The organism is Mucilaginibacter daejeonensis (genome assembly GCF_020783335.1).
In the GTDB taxonomy this organism is placed as follows: domain Bacteria; phylum Bacteroidota; class Bacteroidia; order Sphingobacteriales; family Sphingobacteriaceae; genus Mucilaginibacter; species Mucilaginibacter daejeonensis.
Genome location: NZ_CP086068.1, coordinates 3,270,549 through 3,284,699, shown reverse-complemented (window position 1 = coordinate 3,284,699; position 14,151 = coordinate 3,270,549). Strand labels below are relative to the sequence as shown.

Sequence of the window (14,151 nt, the reverse complement as noted above, 5' to 3'; positions counted from 1 at the left end):
ACTGTCAGATCGATGGTTCTTTAGTGCATGTTTATTGCTAAAATGATACAATAATTAAGGTAAAAATGCATAAAATGTATACATTCGTACCAAGTAAAACTATCTCTACACACATGGATCTTAAAAATTATAAAGGCGTATTGCACGGCGATCAGGTGCAGGAAATGTTCGAAGCGGCTAAAAAGCACCAATTTGCTTTGCCAGCCGTTAACGTGATCGGTACCAACTCTATCAATGCTGTAATGGAGACCGCCAAAGCGGTGAACTCACCGGTGATCATTCAATTATCTAACGGTGGCGCTCAGTTCTATGCTGGAAAATCGTTAGACAATGCACAACTGCAAGCCTGCATCCTGGGTGCGGTATCGGCTGCTAAACACGTTCACTTACTGGCCGAGCACTACGGTGTTGCGGTGATCTTACATACTGACCACGCTGCTAAAAAATTGCTGCCATGGATCGATGGTATGCTGGAGCATGGCGAAAAGTTCTTTGCCGAGACCGGTAAGCCATTGTTCTCATCACACATGCTTGACCTTTCTGAAGAGCCTATCGAAGAGAACATCGAGGTATCTGCTAAATATTTGGAGCGCATGTCAAAAATGGGCATGACCATCGAGATCGAGCTGGGTGTTACCGGTGGTGAGGAAGATGGCGTGGATAACAGCGATGTGGACAGCTCACGTTTATATACTCAGCCAGAAGAAGTGGCTTACGCTTATGAGCACCTGTCTGCCGTTAGTCACCGCTTTACGGTGGCTGCTGCTTTTGGTAACGTGCACGGCGTATACAAACCAGGTAATGTGAAACTGATGCCGGTGATCCTGCACAACTCACAAGAGTTCCTGAAAAAGAAACATGACATCGCTGCCGAAAAACCGATCAACTTTGTATTCCATGGTGGATCAGGTTCGAGCCAGGAAGAGATCCGTGAGGCTATCTCTTACGGTGCTATCAAAATGAATATCGATACCGATATGCAGTGGGCGTTCTGGGAAGGCATCAAAGATTACTACAAATCGAAAGAAGGTTACCTGCAATCACAGATCGGTAGCCCTGATGGTGACGACTCTCCGAACAAGAAATACTATGATCCGCGTGTATGGTTACGTAAAGGCGAAGAGACCTTCGTTAAACGTTTGACCCAGGCATTTGCCGATCTTAACTGTTTGGATGTGAACAGCAAGCTGTAATTTGTCACACCTCCATAAAATAAGCGCCTTTACAATAAGTATCGGCGCTTTTTTGTTGATATTGAGATTAGATTAATATTACTAGGATGAGTAAGAAAGACGAGGGCATATTTGAGCGGTTCGCCAATTGGGCCACTGCCGCTACCGGAAGCTCGGCAGCGTTCATATTAGCTGCCATAGTAGTGGTGGTTTGGGCCGTCACCGGGCCGGTTTTTAAATATTCGGAAACGTGGCAACTGGTGATCAATACCGGCACCACAATCATCACCTTTTTGATGGTATTCCTGATCCAAAAGGCGCAGAATAAGGACTCACGGGCAGTGCATTTGAAGTTGAACGAGCTGATCGCTGCTATGGAAGGCGCCAGCAATCGTATGGTTAATATCGAGGACCTTAGCGAAAAGGAACTTGAGCAGATCCACGAGTTCTATGTGCGGTTATCACACCTGGCCAAAAAAGAGGATAACCTGGGATGCACCCATACCATAGATGCGGCCGAACTGAACCACGAGACCAAGTCCGAACGTTCAAGACATACAACAGACAGGATCAATGAAGCAAGACATAAGCATAAGCAAAATAACTGACCCAGCCGACCTGCAGAAAGCTTTCGCTATACGGTATAAAGTATTTGTGGAAGAACAGGGTTGTCCGCCGGCATTGGAGCAGGAGTTCGATGAAGTGACCACACATTTTTTAGCCTCCGTTGGTGATGTGCCTGCCGGTGCGTCCAGATGGCGCAGAACGGAGCTGGGCTACAAGCTGGAGCGATTTGCCGTATTAAAGGAGTTCAGGGGGGTGGGAGTAGGGCAGGCCCTGGTCAAAGCCGTATTGGCCGATCTGCCAGCAGACGCCAGCTGTATATACCTGAACGCTCAGACCCAGGTGACCGGCCTGTACGCGAAAGTCGGTTTTGAGACCAACGGACCTGAGTTTGAGGAGGCCGGTATCAAGCATTATAAAATGGTGTTGAAGAGGTGAAGGTCGTTCCCGATAGTGCAGTAGGTTATCATTCTCGAGGCGGAGTGACCAAGTGCTACCTTGCATGTGGGATGCTGAAACAAGTTCAGCATGACCGTTGGCTTTAAGTTGCACTTATTACACTCACCATCTGTCATGCCGATGCATATCGGTATCTCTCAGGAAAAGTAAACTCGAGCAGTACCTTGCGAGAGGTGACACATCATATACACGAGCCACAGCAAATAACAATTGTAATAAAACAATAAAGCCGCTTACAAGCGGCTTTATTGTTTTTGAAAGGTACTTCGACCTGGTCATATGTGCTAAAGGTCTGATCAGTCAGTTTTAGGCAGTTTGACCGCTTCGTCAACCTCGGGCAATGCCTCGCGTACATAGCGACGTATGATCAAACGGGTACCACCATTGTAGGTGATATAGCTACCCAGCCAGTTAATAAAGGTGATCACCTTGTTACGGAAACCTAACAACGATATCAAGTGGATGAACATCCAGATGAGCCAGGCGATAAAGCCGTGTAATTTGATCTTACCCAGATCGGCCACCGCCTTGTTACGGCCAATAGTAGCCATCGAACCCAGGTCTTTATATTTAAAGGCCTCTGTTGGCTCATGCTTCACTAAGTGAGCGATATTCTCGGCCAGCTTTTTACCTTGCTGTATGGCCACCTGTGCAACGCCAGGATGACCGTTAGGGGTAGCCTCGGTAATTGACGCACCAACGTCGCCAATGGCAAAGATGTTCTTGGTTCCTACCACGCGGCAGATCTCGTCGGTCTTGATGCGGTTACCACGAACGATGTTGTCTTTAGGTATACCGTTAGGAACCACACCCATTACCCCGGCCGACCATACCACGTTACGGGTACGGATCACACGTCCGTCCTCGAACTTTAGTTCGGTACCGTCGTAGCTTTGTACTTTCACGTTAAGCAACACATCAACGCCCATCTTCAACAAAGCCTCTTTAGCTTTTGCTGATGCCTCATCGCTCATTGGTCCCAGTACCTTTGGCAGGAAGTCTACCAGGTAAACCTTCATATCCTCTTTCTTAAGTTCAGGATAATCTTTAGAAAGTACGTGGTTACGCAGTTCAGCGAATGAGCCGGCAAGTTCCACACCTGTTGGTCCGGCGCCAACCATCACGAAGGTGAGGTAAGGGTCGCGCTCTTCAGGAGTGGTGGCGATTACGGCTTGCTCAAGGTTCTGTAAGAACATGTAACGCAAATTGAGCGCCTCAGGTATGGTCTTCATTGGCATGGCATAGTGCTCTATGTCCTTGTTGCCAAAAAAGTTGGTGGTCGATCCTGTGGCCAGCACCAGGTAATCGTAAGCTATCTCGCCAATGGTGGTCTCGATGTAGTTCTGCTCGGCATTAACGCCGGTAACTTCGGCCACGCGGAAACGCAGGTTCTTTTGGCCTTCAAAGTTTTTACGCAGTGAGAAGGCGATCGATTCGCACTCTAAGCTGCCGGTTGCTACCTGGTATAAAAGGGGAGGAAAAGAGTGATAGTTGTGTTTGTCAAGTAAAAGAACTTCTACCGGTTCTTTCGCCAGCCGGCCGGCCAGCTCAACACCGCCGAAGCCGCCGCCAACGATAACTACCAGTGGAAATTTGCTATTCTGTTTTGCATCCATGCTATGAGATGAAGTGTGTTATTAGTTAACAAAAAAGGCTTCAAATGTTGTTTGAAGCCTTGATTATTTATTGAGAAATAAACTTATGCATTAAGCTTCTTGCCGCCGAAATCGAGCATTACAGGAGTTGCCACGCAGATGGACGAGTATGTACCGAAGCATACACCCACCAACAGGGCGAACGAGAATCCACGGATCACATCGCCACCAAAAATGAACAATACGATCAGCACAAAGATAACAGTTAATGCGGTAATAATGGTACGGCTTAGTGTACTATTTATCGCCTGGTTAACTACTACGGCAGGGTCGTCGGTCTTGGCATGGTGCAGGTTCAGGAACTCGCGGATACGGTCGAACACTACCACGGTATCGTTGATCGAGTAACCGATAACGGTCAGGATCGCAGCGATAAAGGCTTGGTCGATATCCAGTGAGAACGGCAGGATGCCATCGAACAGCGAGAAGAACGACAATACCAGCAACGCATCGTGTGCGGTGGCCACCATAGCTCCCAAGCTGAACTGCCATTTGCGGAAACGGATCAGAATGTAACCCGAGATCACCAGGATCGCGATGATCACTGTCCAGATCGCTGATGATTTGATATCACTTGCAATGGTAGGTCCCACCTTTTGCGAGCTCAATATCTTGTATGATGGTGACACTTTAGATACACCGGCACGTACAGTGGCCTCCACCTTGTTATCGGCAGCGGTGGTGTTATCCTCGATCAGGTAGTTGGTGGTGATACGTACCTGGTTGTCGCCACCGAAAGATTTAACTTCGGAGTTACCAACGCCAAGAGTAGCATCAACAGCATCACGTACGGTCTGTGAGGTAACGTTCTTATCAAAACGTACCACGTAAGTACGGCCACCTTCAAAGTCAACACCGTAGCTAAAGCCTTTGGTGAACATAGAGATGATACCAGCCAGGATGAAGATACCTGAGAAAGCGTAAAATTTGAAACGGTTCTTTACAAAGCCGTAGTTAGCGTTCTTGAACAGGTTAGCGCTCCATGCATTCGAGAACTTGATATCCATGTTCTTGTCCAGCATCCACTCGAAGATCACGCGGGTGATCAGCAATGAACAGAACAATGAAGTAACGATACCGATCATCAAAGTGGTAGCAAAGCCCTGGATAGGACCTGAACCGAAGATGAACAGGATCAAACCGGTCAAAAAGCTACTGATCTGCGAATCGAGGATCGATGACAAGGCGTGCTTGTAACCATCAGCGATAGCGATACGTTTTGATTTGCCTAAGGCCAACTCTTCACGCACACGCTCATAGATCAGTACGTTTGCATCCACCGATATACCTAAGATCAACACGATACCTGCAACACCTGGTAGGGTGAGCACCGCACCTAAGCTGGTCAGTACACCCATCAGGAAAAATACGTTAACGAATACAGCGATATCAGCTACGGTACCTGCGCTGTTGTAATAGAAGATCATGAACACCAGTACCACTACTAGGCCCACACCGCAAGACATCAAACCGTTGTTGATGGCTTCCTGACCTAATGACGGACCTACGATGTCTTCAGACACGATGCGTGCAGGAGCAGGCAAACGACCAGCCTTCAATACGTTGGCTAAGTCTTTGGTCTCATCTTGGGTAAAGTTACCACTGATCGATGAACGGCCACCGGCGATCTCGCCGCTTACACGTGGAGCCGATACTACGTTATCATCTAACACGATGGCGATCGCACGGTTGTCAGCCTCGTCAGCAGGGTTGCCTGCAGCTTCAGCAGTAGCGCGTCTCCAGCTTTTAGCACCGTCAGAATTCATTTCCATCGATACAGCGTAACCACCAGTGTTCTGGTCCAGTTCGCTTACCGCGTTGGTCACTACCTCGCCGCTCAACACCGGGCCGTTATCGGCACCTGAAAGTTTGATGGCGAACAGTTGCAATACTTTGTTTCCATCAAGTGGTTTTGAACCCCACAGTAAACGCATGTTCTTAGGGATCACCGCCTGAACATCAGCTGAGTTCAGGTAGCTGTTCACTTTAGCCGTGTCTTTGATCGCTGCCATACCTACTACCGGGCCAGGGAAAGCCTGACCTTGGTTGTAAGCCGGTTGCAATAACGAGAACAAAGGCATGGTCTCTGCAATGTTGTTCTTGTTCTTTAACGCGTTGGCCGAAGTATCCTTAGCTGAGTTCTGTTTTAGTTTGCTTAACAAGCTGCCGCCTTTTTTTGCAGTATCTGCTTTGGCAACGGCGTTAGCGGTATCAGCTTTGATGGTATCTTTCTTAGTGCCTTTGTTCTTGGCGGCCAATATGCCATTGATATTACTCAATAAAGGCAATACTTCACGGTTCTCGTAAGTAGCGTAGAACTCCAGTTTGGCCGAACCTTGTAACAGTTTACGTACACGATCTTTGTTAGCCTCAGATACACCTGGCAACTCGATCAGGATACGGTTCCCTGCTTGTAATTGGATGTTAGGAGAGGTCACACCAAATTTATCGATACGGTTACGCAGGATGTTGTATGACTGGGTAACGGCAGTGCTTGACTGATCACGAAGGTATTTTTCTACCTGGCTGTTGCTGGCGTCAAATTTAAGGACGCTCTGATTTGACTGAGTAGAGAAGATAGGGGCAAGCTTACCGTTAGGGCTAAGCTTTTTGTACTCACGCATGAAGATGTCGATGTAATCTTCAGGGCTGGTCTTGGCGGCAACATCAGCGTTGTGCAAAGCCTGGTTGAAGGTCACATCTTTGTTATCGTTAGCTAACGAGCGGATCAGCTCGCTTAACGATATCTGCATGGTAACGTTCATACCACCTTTAAGATCCAGACCTAAGGCAAGTTCTCTTTCTTTACAATACTGATAATTGTGCTTGAACAGCGGGTACACCGGCTGTGTTGAAACAGAATCTAAATACGCTTTCTCTTTGTTAGGATCGCCTTTTGCGTAAGCCTTGGCATCAGCCTCGACTCCCCTGGTCACCCAGGTGAATGATAGCTGGTATAAGCAGACAAGCGCCAACAATACGGCAAAAAATTTAATAACCCCTTTACCTTGCATGGTGTGATCTATGTGTAAAAATTAATTTATAAGCTTTTTAAAATAAGGAGGCAAATCTAATAAAATTTCGTAAGCCTAACAGTTTAAATAAAACAAAATAAACTCGTTAGATGTTAGCGTCGCTCGAGTGTGATGAACGAGTATGGGATGGGGTTCCGGTCGTCAGCTTCGTGGTCCTCACGGGCGGTTTCCGACCACTCTGACCGGTCTATCTGCGGGAAGAACGTATCGGCTTCGAACGCTCGGTGTACAATGGTCAGGTATATCTTATGGGTGAGGGGCAGGGCCTGCTCATAGATCTGTGCACCACCTCCAATGAATACCTCATCCTCGCCTTTACAAAGTTCGATCGCATCGGTAAGTGAGCTAACCACTTCGCAGCCCGGTATCTCGATCCGCTGGCGGGTGATGACGATATTGCGGCGTTTAGGTAACGGCCTGCCTATGGAATCAAAGGTCTTTCGGCCCATGACGATGCTGCGGCCGCTGGTCACTTCTTTAAAGTGTTTAAGATCATTAGGCAGATGCCATAACAATTTATTCTCCTTGCCTATGGCATTATTGGAGGCTATGGCTACTACGATGCTGATCGTCATTTGGTTAGTATCTCATTATATAACGGTCCACTGTTCTGCTTCCTCATCACAAGAAAGTAAACAGTGGACCGTTGAAATTTGCCATTATTCGAACCAAGCCATCACGCTCTCTTTTGTAGGGATGGGCAGGTCAAGTTTCAATTTTTTGCGCATGCCGCCCAGGTCATTGAATACCTTGTTGGGGTTGGCCGCTTTCAGTTCTTCTACGGTATTGAATCCCATTTTATTGATCACCGGCACCCACTCGGCAGGTATGCCAATGTTCACAAAATCATCAATGGTCACCACTTTAGCTTTCTTCTCAGGGCGCATTTGCGGGAAGAACAATACTTCCTGAATGGTGTTCTGGTTGGTCATTAGCATCACTAAACGGTCGATACCTACCCCCAAACCTGAGGTTGGTGGCATACCGTATTCCAAGGCGCGTAAAAAGTCCTCGTCCATGGCCATAGCTTCTTCATCACCACGACCAGCCAATAAGAGCTGCTCCTCAAAGCGTTCGCGCTGATCAAGCGGGTCGTTCAGTTCGCTGTAAGCGTTGGCGATCTCCTTACCGTTCACAAATAACTCAAAACGTTCTACCAGGCCATCTTTGCTGCGATGCTTTTTTGCAAGCGGCGTCATCTCGATAGGGTAGTCGGTAATGTAAGTAGGCTGTATCAGGTTGGCCTCCACTTTGGCGCCAAATATCTCGTCGATCAATTTGCCCTTGCCCATAGTGCTATCCACTTCAATGGCCAGGTCGCGGCAGGTTTGACGCAATTGCGCTTCATCCATCTGCGATACGTCGATGTTCGTATACTTAAATATCGACTCGTACATCGACAGCTTTTCGTACGGACCGGCAAAGTTGATCTCATTGTCGCCAACCTTCACTATCGGGCTACCTTTCACCGCGCGGGCAACGCGCTCCAGGCATTCCTCTACCATGGCCATCATCCAAATGTAGTCCTTGTAGGCCACATAGATCTCCATAGCGGTATATTCAGGGTTGTGGGTACGGTCCATGCCCTCGTTACGGAACATCTTACCGAACTCGTACACGCCGTCAAAACCAGCCACGATCAAGCGTTTCAGGTACAGTTCGTTAGCTATACGCAGAAACAACGGCATGTCTAACGTATTGTGATGCGTATTGAACGGACGTGCCGCAGCACCGCCATGTATAGCCTGAAGGATCGGGGTCTCAACCTCCATCCAGCCTTGCTCATTAAAGTAGTCACGCATAGTGCTGATCACTTTTGAGCGGTTGATGAATATCTGTTTGTATTCGGGGTTTACAGTAAGATCCACATAACGCTGACGGTAACGCAGTTCAAGGTCGGTAAAACCATCATAGATGTTGCCATCATCATCGCGCTTTACCACTGGTAGCGGCTTCAATGATTTAGCCAGGATGGTCATCTCGGTAACGTGCACCGATATCTCGCCGGTCTGTGTGGTGAACACATAGCCTTTAACACCTATATAGTCGCCAATGTCCAGCAGTTTTTTAAATATGGTGTTGTACAGCGTTTTGTCATCGCCGGGGCAGATCTCATCACGTTTGATGTACACCTGTATACGGCCTGTGGTATCCTGTAACTCGGCAAAGCTGGCATTACCCATAATGCGGCGGGTCATGATACGGCCGGCAACAGTTACCTCTTTATACTTATCGGGTGAGCTATTGAAATTGTCCAAAATATCCTTCGCCCATGCGTTCACGGGGTAGGCCTCAGCGGGATAAGGGTCGATGCCCAACGCCCGCAGTTGTTGTAACGACTCACGTCGAATGATCTCTTGCTCTGATAAAGCGGCGATACTCATAACTAAAAACGATGTATTTTGAGGCGCAAAGATAGGTTTTTAAATTTATAGATGACAGATGGAGCTTTGCGCCTGATAAAGACCAAAAAGTGTTCGTTTTAAAAAGAAAAGGCCATGCAGATCATGCATGGCCTTTCGCATAGTTATCGCGTATTACAGTTTATCAATAATAGGCGTTCTTTTGGATCTTGGCGGTCAGTTTGGTGCCATCCGTTGCACCGTTAACTCCTTGTAACCACACGGTGTAAACTGAGCCGCTGTTCAGGTTGGCTCCGGTCAGGGTGGTTAAAACGGTGGTGGTACCGGCCTGGCGTATCTCCAGATTGTAAGATGTACCTCCAGCTACCGTCTTAAAAGGTGATGCTTGCTTGTACGCGCGGTTAGTGGCTATTACGGCACCGCCGGTAACGGCAAGATCGACCGCTGGAGCATTGGCACTTACGTTCACCAGGCGTATAGTAGCGCTATTGGCGGCAGGCTGCACAATGGTATCGCGCACGATCACCAGATCAGGCGCAGTGGACGTGTTGGCCAGATATGCTGTGTAGAACTTATTGGCCTGAAGGGTAAGGGTATCTGACTTTAAGGTCTGGATGCCGCCCTCGGTAGTGAACTTAAAGGTGCGTTTGCCAGTGTAGGCTCGCACGTAATCCTGGCCGTTACCATAAGGGATACTGTAAACGCTGGCCCTGTTCTGGTCAAGATAAAAGTCAACAGAGCTAGAACCTGGCGAAGCATTGATCACTGATACTAAAGCGGCCGGGGTTTGAGGAACATTATCATCGCTTCGGTCTTTAAGGCACGAAGTGAAAGCCATTGCGGCAACTAACATCACGCCCATGACCTTGGCTTTCCCACTCATTAGTTGTGTACTGTTTTTCATTTTTTTAAGATCTAAATAGTAAGTCAATATTCACCGTTACGTATAAATTAAACCGAACGCTACTGTAGGTTAATTTTTTGAGTCACATTTACCAACAACTCGTGGTTGTTCGCCGATCGCTACGCTGGAAAAGGTTCAATACTGACCGCAAGCAGAGTTAAGGCCTAACTATAACGCATTAGTGTTTAGTATTTTAACGTCTAAATGAGCGATCTGATATGTAGATGGTCAAGAGAAGTTGACTGTGTTCTGATAAATGATGAGGGGGATCGGAACGAAACAATGAATTTTGGCAGGCACAAAACTGAGTTCTATTCAGAGTAGATATAGAGGAGGGGAAGGGTTAGATGAATAAGCAGCAGGGTTAGCGCTTGGGACAGCTTCCGCAGCGTTTGCCTTTTTTGTATTTTTTACAGCACTTCTTTTTAACACACTCGAACTCAAAGCTGAATTCTTTAAGTGGTGACAGTTGTTCGTCGGTAAAGCCGGCAAGTTTTAATAGTTCTTTATCCATTGCACTTATCGTTCACAAATATAGTTTATAATTATTCTAAATAAAATTACTGTTGAAATTTTTTAGTTTTAACGCATCATCATTTTGCCTATGAACAGATCTTTTTACCTCATTAGCGGCCTGCTTACCTGGGCGGCTACCTGCTGCGCCCAAACGATAGATATAAAGCCGAATGACACACGGCTCCACTACAACGGCCGTGTAGACGTTAAAGCCGACAGTACGATGCTATCATGGAGTGGTAACGGTTTTGACATCAGCTTTGAAGGCTCCGAGCTTAAGGCTATGTTAAAGGATGAGACCGGTAGCAATACCTATAATGTAGTGATCGATGGTGCGATCAGCAACAAACTGCTGATCGGGCAATACAAAAGCTGGTATACGCTGGCCGAAGGACTTCCAGTAGGAAAGCATACCCTGCAACTATTTAAACTTACGGAATGGGGGATGGGTAGAAGCTGGTTTTACGGCCTTTCCACGGGTGCTCAGACGAGGGTACTTGCAGCGCCCGCTCCTCGTAAACATAAGGTAGAGTTCTACGGTAATTCCATCACCTGCGGATATGCCATTTTGGATACCGCTGGTAAGGACCGTGGTACTGCACAATTTGAAGATAACTGGCAAAGCTATGCTGCGATCACCGCAAGGCATTTCAATGCAGACTATTCATGTATAGCCCGAAGTGGGATAGGCGTGTTGATCAGCTGGTTCCCGCTGATCATGCCAGAGATGTATGACCGACTTGATGCTACCGACCCCAATAGCCATTGGGATTTTAAAAAGTATACGCCCGACCTTGTGGTGATCAACCTGTTCCAAAATGATTCATGGCTGGTAAAGCAGCCGGAGAATCCACAGTTCAAAGCCCGTTTTGGCACCCAGGCGCCCACTGCCGAAAAGATCATTGAGGCCTATGAGGTATTTGTAAAGAACATCAGAAAGCAATATCCAAAGGCACACATCATTTGTGCTCTGGGCAGCATGGATGCCACACGACCAGGCTCGGTTTGGCCGGGTTATGTTGAGAAAGCCGTTGCCCGTTCAAAAGACCCTAACATCAGCACTTTGATGTTCCCTTACAAGAACACACCGGGTCACCCAAGTGCATCAGAACAAATAGCAATGGCCGAGCAGCTTATCGCTCACGTTGCTAAAAAGATGAAGTGGTAGGGATAGGAAGTGTTCGTATAGAGTGAACAGTAGCTGTATATAAAGAGAAAGCGCCCTCAACAAGGGCGCTTTCTCTTTATTGTTCTTTTTGATCTTCGGGACTGTTGCTCCCGTAATCGGGTGTCCCTTTGTCGTCTTCGGGGCTATAAGGTGCGGTACCTTGTTCCTCGCCGTTCTTCGACTCATTTGACGGTCGTTGTTCCTGGCCAGTGGTGTCTTGCTGTGATGGCTCACCTTCAACGCCGCCTACTTTTTGCTGCTCCGGTGCTTCGCGGTAGCCTGCAACTTCTTCTTTATTCTCGTTCATCACTTTTCGCTCTATAGTTAAACTTATTCTCCCTGTTTATTTGAGGTGTCGCCTTGGTCACGGTAGTGCGGGGTGCCGGTGTAGTATGAGGTGTTCGAATCGTTCACGTCATCTTTTTGATCGCCTTTTTGTTGGGCGCCATCCGCATCGGCAGTACCTTCCTGATATTTACGGGTGCCATTGTCATCCGCCACTATGTGTTCCTGCTCTTCGCCTTTACCCATGTTAGCGTCAGCTTCGCCTTCCTGGTCCTTAGGTTTAAAGTTATGGAACTCGGGATGTTCTTCAGCCGGTTCGGTACGTTTGAAATAGTCGTTGGTGTAGCCAGCGCTTCGTGACGGATTGGCCTCATCATCACCTGAGCGGGTCAGGTTGTTATCGCCAAAGCTCTCGCCACCCATTCCATGGCTCTCATAGCCTGGCTGGTCTGGATTGGCATCGTTTCCACCCAGGAAGGTTCTTTTCAGGTCCTTTTCCTCAAGGTTCTTCTCATCCTTCACTTCGTAGCCACCCGGACGGCCGCTATCTTCGTTATCAGGAGCATCATTATATGGTGTCATACTTGTTTAGTTTTATAACTGAACAAGGTTTGAGCAAAAGATTTGTTTTAAAAGAAAAGACTCTGTGGTCGACCTGAAAGGTTCAAGAAAGATGTGTGACCCATCAGCTGCTTAGCTGGTCTTACGTAAGTTGAGTGCCAGGTGCCCTTCTGCTTACAGAAGCCGGGTCGATGGTCATAACTCAACTTTGCTCAGGGCAAGATTCATATCGGCGATCAGGTCATCGATGTGTTCCAGTCCTACGGATATTCTCACCAGATTTTGCGGGGTTTTGGTATCCGGCCCTTCCACCGCTGCACGACGTTCGATCAGGCTTTCTACTCCGCCTAAACTAGTGGCGCTGGTAAACAAGTTGGTCTCATTAACAACGGTCTCTGCACCTTCAACACCACCTTTGATCAGCACCGACATCATCCCGCCAAAGCTTAGCATCTGTTGTTGAGCCAATTCATGTTGCGGATGTGATGGGAGGCCGGGATATAATACACGCTCTACCTTTGGATGCTGCTCCAGGAACTCGGCCAATAACTGTGCGTTATGTACGTGACCACGCATACGGTAAGGCAATGTTTTGATACTGCGGGTGAGCCAGTAACAATCGGCAGGGGAAGGTATAGCGCCGCCCATTTGTTGTACCTGCTGTATCTTCTCCCAAAATTCGTCCTTTTGAGCGGTGATCAAGGCGCCACCGGTAAGATCACTGTGTCCGCCTAAATATTTGGTGGTACTATGCATCACCAGGTCGGCACCTAATTCCAACGGTCGCTGCCCTAACGGACTGGCAAAGGTATTGTCGCAGACTACCTTTATATGGTTGGCTTTAGCGATGGCCGCTATCTTTTTGATATCAGTTAGTTTTAACAAAGGATTAGAAGGGGTCTCGAGCCATATCAATGCCGTATGCGCATTGATATGCGCCGTAAGTTCCACTTCGTTATTTACGTCAATAAAGTCGAACTTATGTATGCCAGCGAACATCAGTTTCAACTGATTACGTAAACCATGATACATGTCATCAGGCGCAATGATATGCGAACCTGGCGCAAGGCTTTGAAAGACAGCCATGCCTGCCGCATTGCCTGATGAAAATGCCGCTGCGTCCGCTCCACCTTCAAGTACGGCCAGCACCTTCTCCAATGCCGAACGATTAGGATTAGAGGCTCTACCATATATATAACCCTTGCTATACCCACCGTCAGTGTCACGCTCAAAAGTGGTAGCCATGACGATGGGAGCTATCACTGCGGAGGTAGATCCATCGGTTTTGGTAGCGGCGTGTATGGCAAGGGTCTCGATCTTCATTGAGTTGTTAATTATTGTTTGCATCGCAAATGTAGATGATTACCGCAATGTTCAAGGTCGATTGTTTGCTGATCGTTAAAAAAAGTCACATTGCGTAATGAACTTCGCATTGGCATAGTGTACAGGCCTGCAGATAGGTGATGCTG

General features: G+C 47.6%; 13 protein-coding genes. 4 read left to right on the top strand and 9 right to left on the bottom strand.

Features of this window, described 5'->3' with window-relative positions; translation table 11 throughout:
* Positions 1-113 precede the first annotated feature (113 nt).
* From fbaA to LLH06_RS13995, 3 genes are all read left to right on the top strand, one after another.
* Complete coding sequence (gene fbaA, locus LLH06_RS14005; protein WP_228169913.1) at positions 114-1,193, top strand: class II fructose-bisphosphate aldolase; 1,080 nt, start codon at positions 114-116, stop codon at positions 1,191-1,193.
* 86 nt (positions 1,194-1,279) lie between these two features.
* Positions 1,280-1,780 carry a low affinity iron permease family protein gene (locus LLH06_RS14000; protein ID WP_228169912.1) on the top strand — a complete coding sequence of 167 codons (501 nt, stop codon included), beginning with the start codon at positions 1,280-1,282 and terminating at the stop codon, positions 1,778-1,780.
* A complete protein-coding gene (locus tag LLH06_RS13995) occupies positions 1,746-2,174 on the top strand; it encodes a GNAT family N-acetyltransferase (RefSeq protein WP_228169911.1) in 429 nt (142 codons plus the stop codon). Before LLH06_RS14000 ends, LLH06_RS13995 begins: the two co-directional genes overlap by 35 nt.
* A gap of 317 nt (positions 2,175-2,491) precedes the next feature.
* Here the strand turns inward: LLH06_RS13995 and LLH06_RS13990 are convergent, their stop codons facing one another.
* From LLH06_RS13990 to LLH06_RS13965, 6 genes are all read right to left on the bottom strand, one after another.
* Positions 2,492-3,811: an NAD(P)/FAD-dependent oxidoreductase gene (locus LLH06_RS13990; protein WP_228169910.1), complete on the bottom strand. Its 1,320-nt coding sequence runs from the start codon at positions 3,809-3,811 to the stop codon at positions 2,492-2,494.
* 83 nt (positions 3,812-3,894) lie between these two features.
* A complete protein-coding gene (gene secDF / locus LLH06_RS13985) occupies positions 3,895-6,864 on the bottom strand; it encodes a protein translocase subunit SecDF (protein WP_228169909.1) in 2,970 nt (989 codons plus the stop codon).
* Positions 6,865-6,977: 113 nt separating this feature from the next.
* The gene (locus LLH06_RS13980) at positions 6,978-7,460 is read right to left on the bottom strand and encodes a dihydrofolate reductase (protein WP_228169908.1); all 483 of its coding nucleotides are present in this window, start codon (positions 7,458-7,460) and stop codon (positions 6,978-6,980) included.
* Between the two features lie 84 nt (positions 7,461-7,544).
* Positions 7,545-9,269 (bottom strand): lysine--tRNA ligase, encoded by a 1,725-nt coding sequence (lysS, locus tag LLH06_RS13975; protein ID WP_228169907.1) that lies wholly within the window; start codon positions 9,267-9,269, stop codon positions 7,545-7,547.
* A 163-nt stretch (positions 9,270-9,432) separates the two neighbouring features.
* Positions 9,433-10,152: a DUF4397 domain-containing protein gene (locus tag LLH06_RS13970; RefSeq protein WP_228169906.1), complete on the bottom strand. Its 720-nt coding sequence runs from the start codon at positions 10,150-10,152 to the stop codon at positions 9,433-9,435.
* A 364-nt stretch (positions 10,153-10,516) separates the two neighbouring features.
* Positions 10,517-10,666, bottom strand: a complete 150-nt coding sequence (locus tag LLH06_RS13965; RefSeq protein ID WP_228169905.1) for a hypothetical protein — start codon at positions 10,664-10,666, stop codon at positions 10,517-10,519.
* 90 nt (positions 10,667-10,756) lie between these two features.
* Between LLH06_RS13965 and LLH06_RS13960 the strand changes: the two genes are divergently transcribed.
* A complete protein-coding gene (locus tag LLH06_RS13960; protein ID WP_228169904.1) occupies positions 10,757-11,836 on the top strand; it encodes an SGNH/GDSL hydrolase family protein in 1,080 nt (359 codons plus the stop codon).
* Positions 11,837-11,912: 76 nt separating this feature from the next.
* On the opposite strand, the gene LLH06_RS13955 is transcribed toward LLH06_RS13960, so the two are convergent.
* From LLH06_RS13955 to LLH06_RS13945, 3 genes are all read right to left on the bottom strand, one after another.
* A complete protein-coding gene (locus tag LLH06_RS13955; RefSeq protein WP_228169903.1) occupies positions 11,913-12,143 on the bottom strand; it encodes a hypothetical protein in 231 nt (76 codons plus the stop codon).
* Positions 12,144-12,166: 23 nt separating this feature from the next.
* Entirely contained in the window at positions 12,167-12,703 is a 537-nt protein-coding gene (locus tag LLH06_RS13950) for a hypothetical protein (protein WP_228169902.1), read from the bottom strand.
* Positions 12,704-12,877: 174 nt separating this feature from the next.
* Positions 12,878-14,005, bottom strand: a complete 1,128-nt coding sequence (locus LLH06_RS13945; RefSeq protein WP_228169901.1) for a trans-sulfuration enzyme family protein — start codon at positions 14,003-14,005, stop codon at positions 12,878-12,880.
* Positions 14,006-14,151 lie beyond the last annotated feature (146 nt).

Coding starts and splice junctions, on each gene's coding strand:
- fbaA (WP_228169913.1), top strand. CDS start 114: ATGGATCTTAAAAATTATAAAGGCGTATTGCACGGCGATCAGGTGCAG.
- LLH06_RS14000 (WP_228169912.1), top strand. CDS start 1,280: ATGAGTAAGAAAGACGAGGGCATATTTGAGCGGTTCGCCAATTGGGCC.
- LLH06_RS13995 (WP_228169911.1), top strand. CDS start 1,746: ATGAAGCAAGACATAAGCATAAGCAAAATAACTGACCCAGCCGACCTG.
- LLH06_RS13990 (WP_228169910.1), bottom strand. CDS start 3,811: ATGGATGCAAAACAGAATAGCAAATTTCCACTGGTAGTTATCGTTGGC.
- secDF (WP_228169909.1), bottom strand. CDS start 6,864: ATGCAAGGTAAAGGGGTTATTAAATTTTTTGCCGTATTGTTGGCGCTT.
- LLH06_RS13980 (WP_228169908.1), bottom strand. CDS start 7,460: ATGACGATCAGCATCGTAGTAGCCATAGCCTCCAATAATGCCATAGGC.
- lysS (WP_228169907.1), bottom strand. CDS start 9,269: ATGAGTATCGCCGCTTTATCAGAGCAAGAGATCATTCGACGTGAGTCG.
- LLH06_RS13970 (WP_228169906.1), bottom strand. CDS start 10,152: ATGAAAAACAGTACACAACTAATGAGTGGGAAAGCCAAGGTCATGGGC.
- LLH06_RS13965 (WP_228169905.1), bottom strand. CDS start 10,666: ATGGATAAAGAACTATTAAAACTTGCCGGCTTTACCGACGAACAACTG.
- LLH06_RS13960 (WP_228169904.1), top strand. CDS start 10,757: ATGAACAGATCTTTTTACCTCATTAGCGGCCTGCTTACCTGGGCGGCT.
- LLH06_RS13955 (WP_228169903.1), bottom strand. CDS start 12,143: ATGAACGAGAATAAAGAAGAAGTTGCAGGCTACCGCGAAGCACCGGAG.
- LLH06_RS13950 (WP_228169902.1), bottom strand. CDS start 12,703: ATGACACCATATAATGATGCTCCTGATAACGAAGATAGCGGCCGTCCG.
- LLH06_RS13945 (WP_228169901.1), bottom strand. CDS start 14,005: ATGAAGATCGAGACCCTTGCCATACACGCCGCTACCAAAACCGATGGA.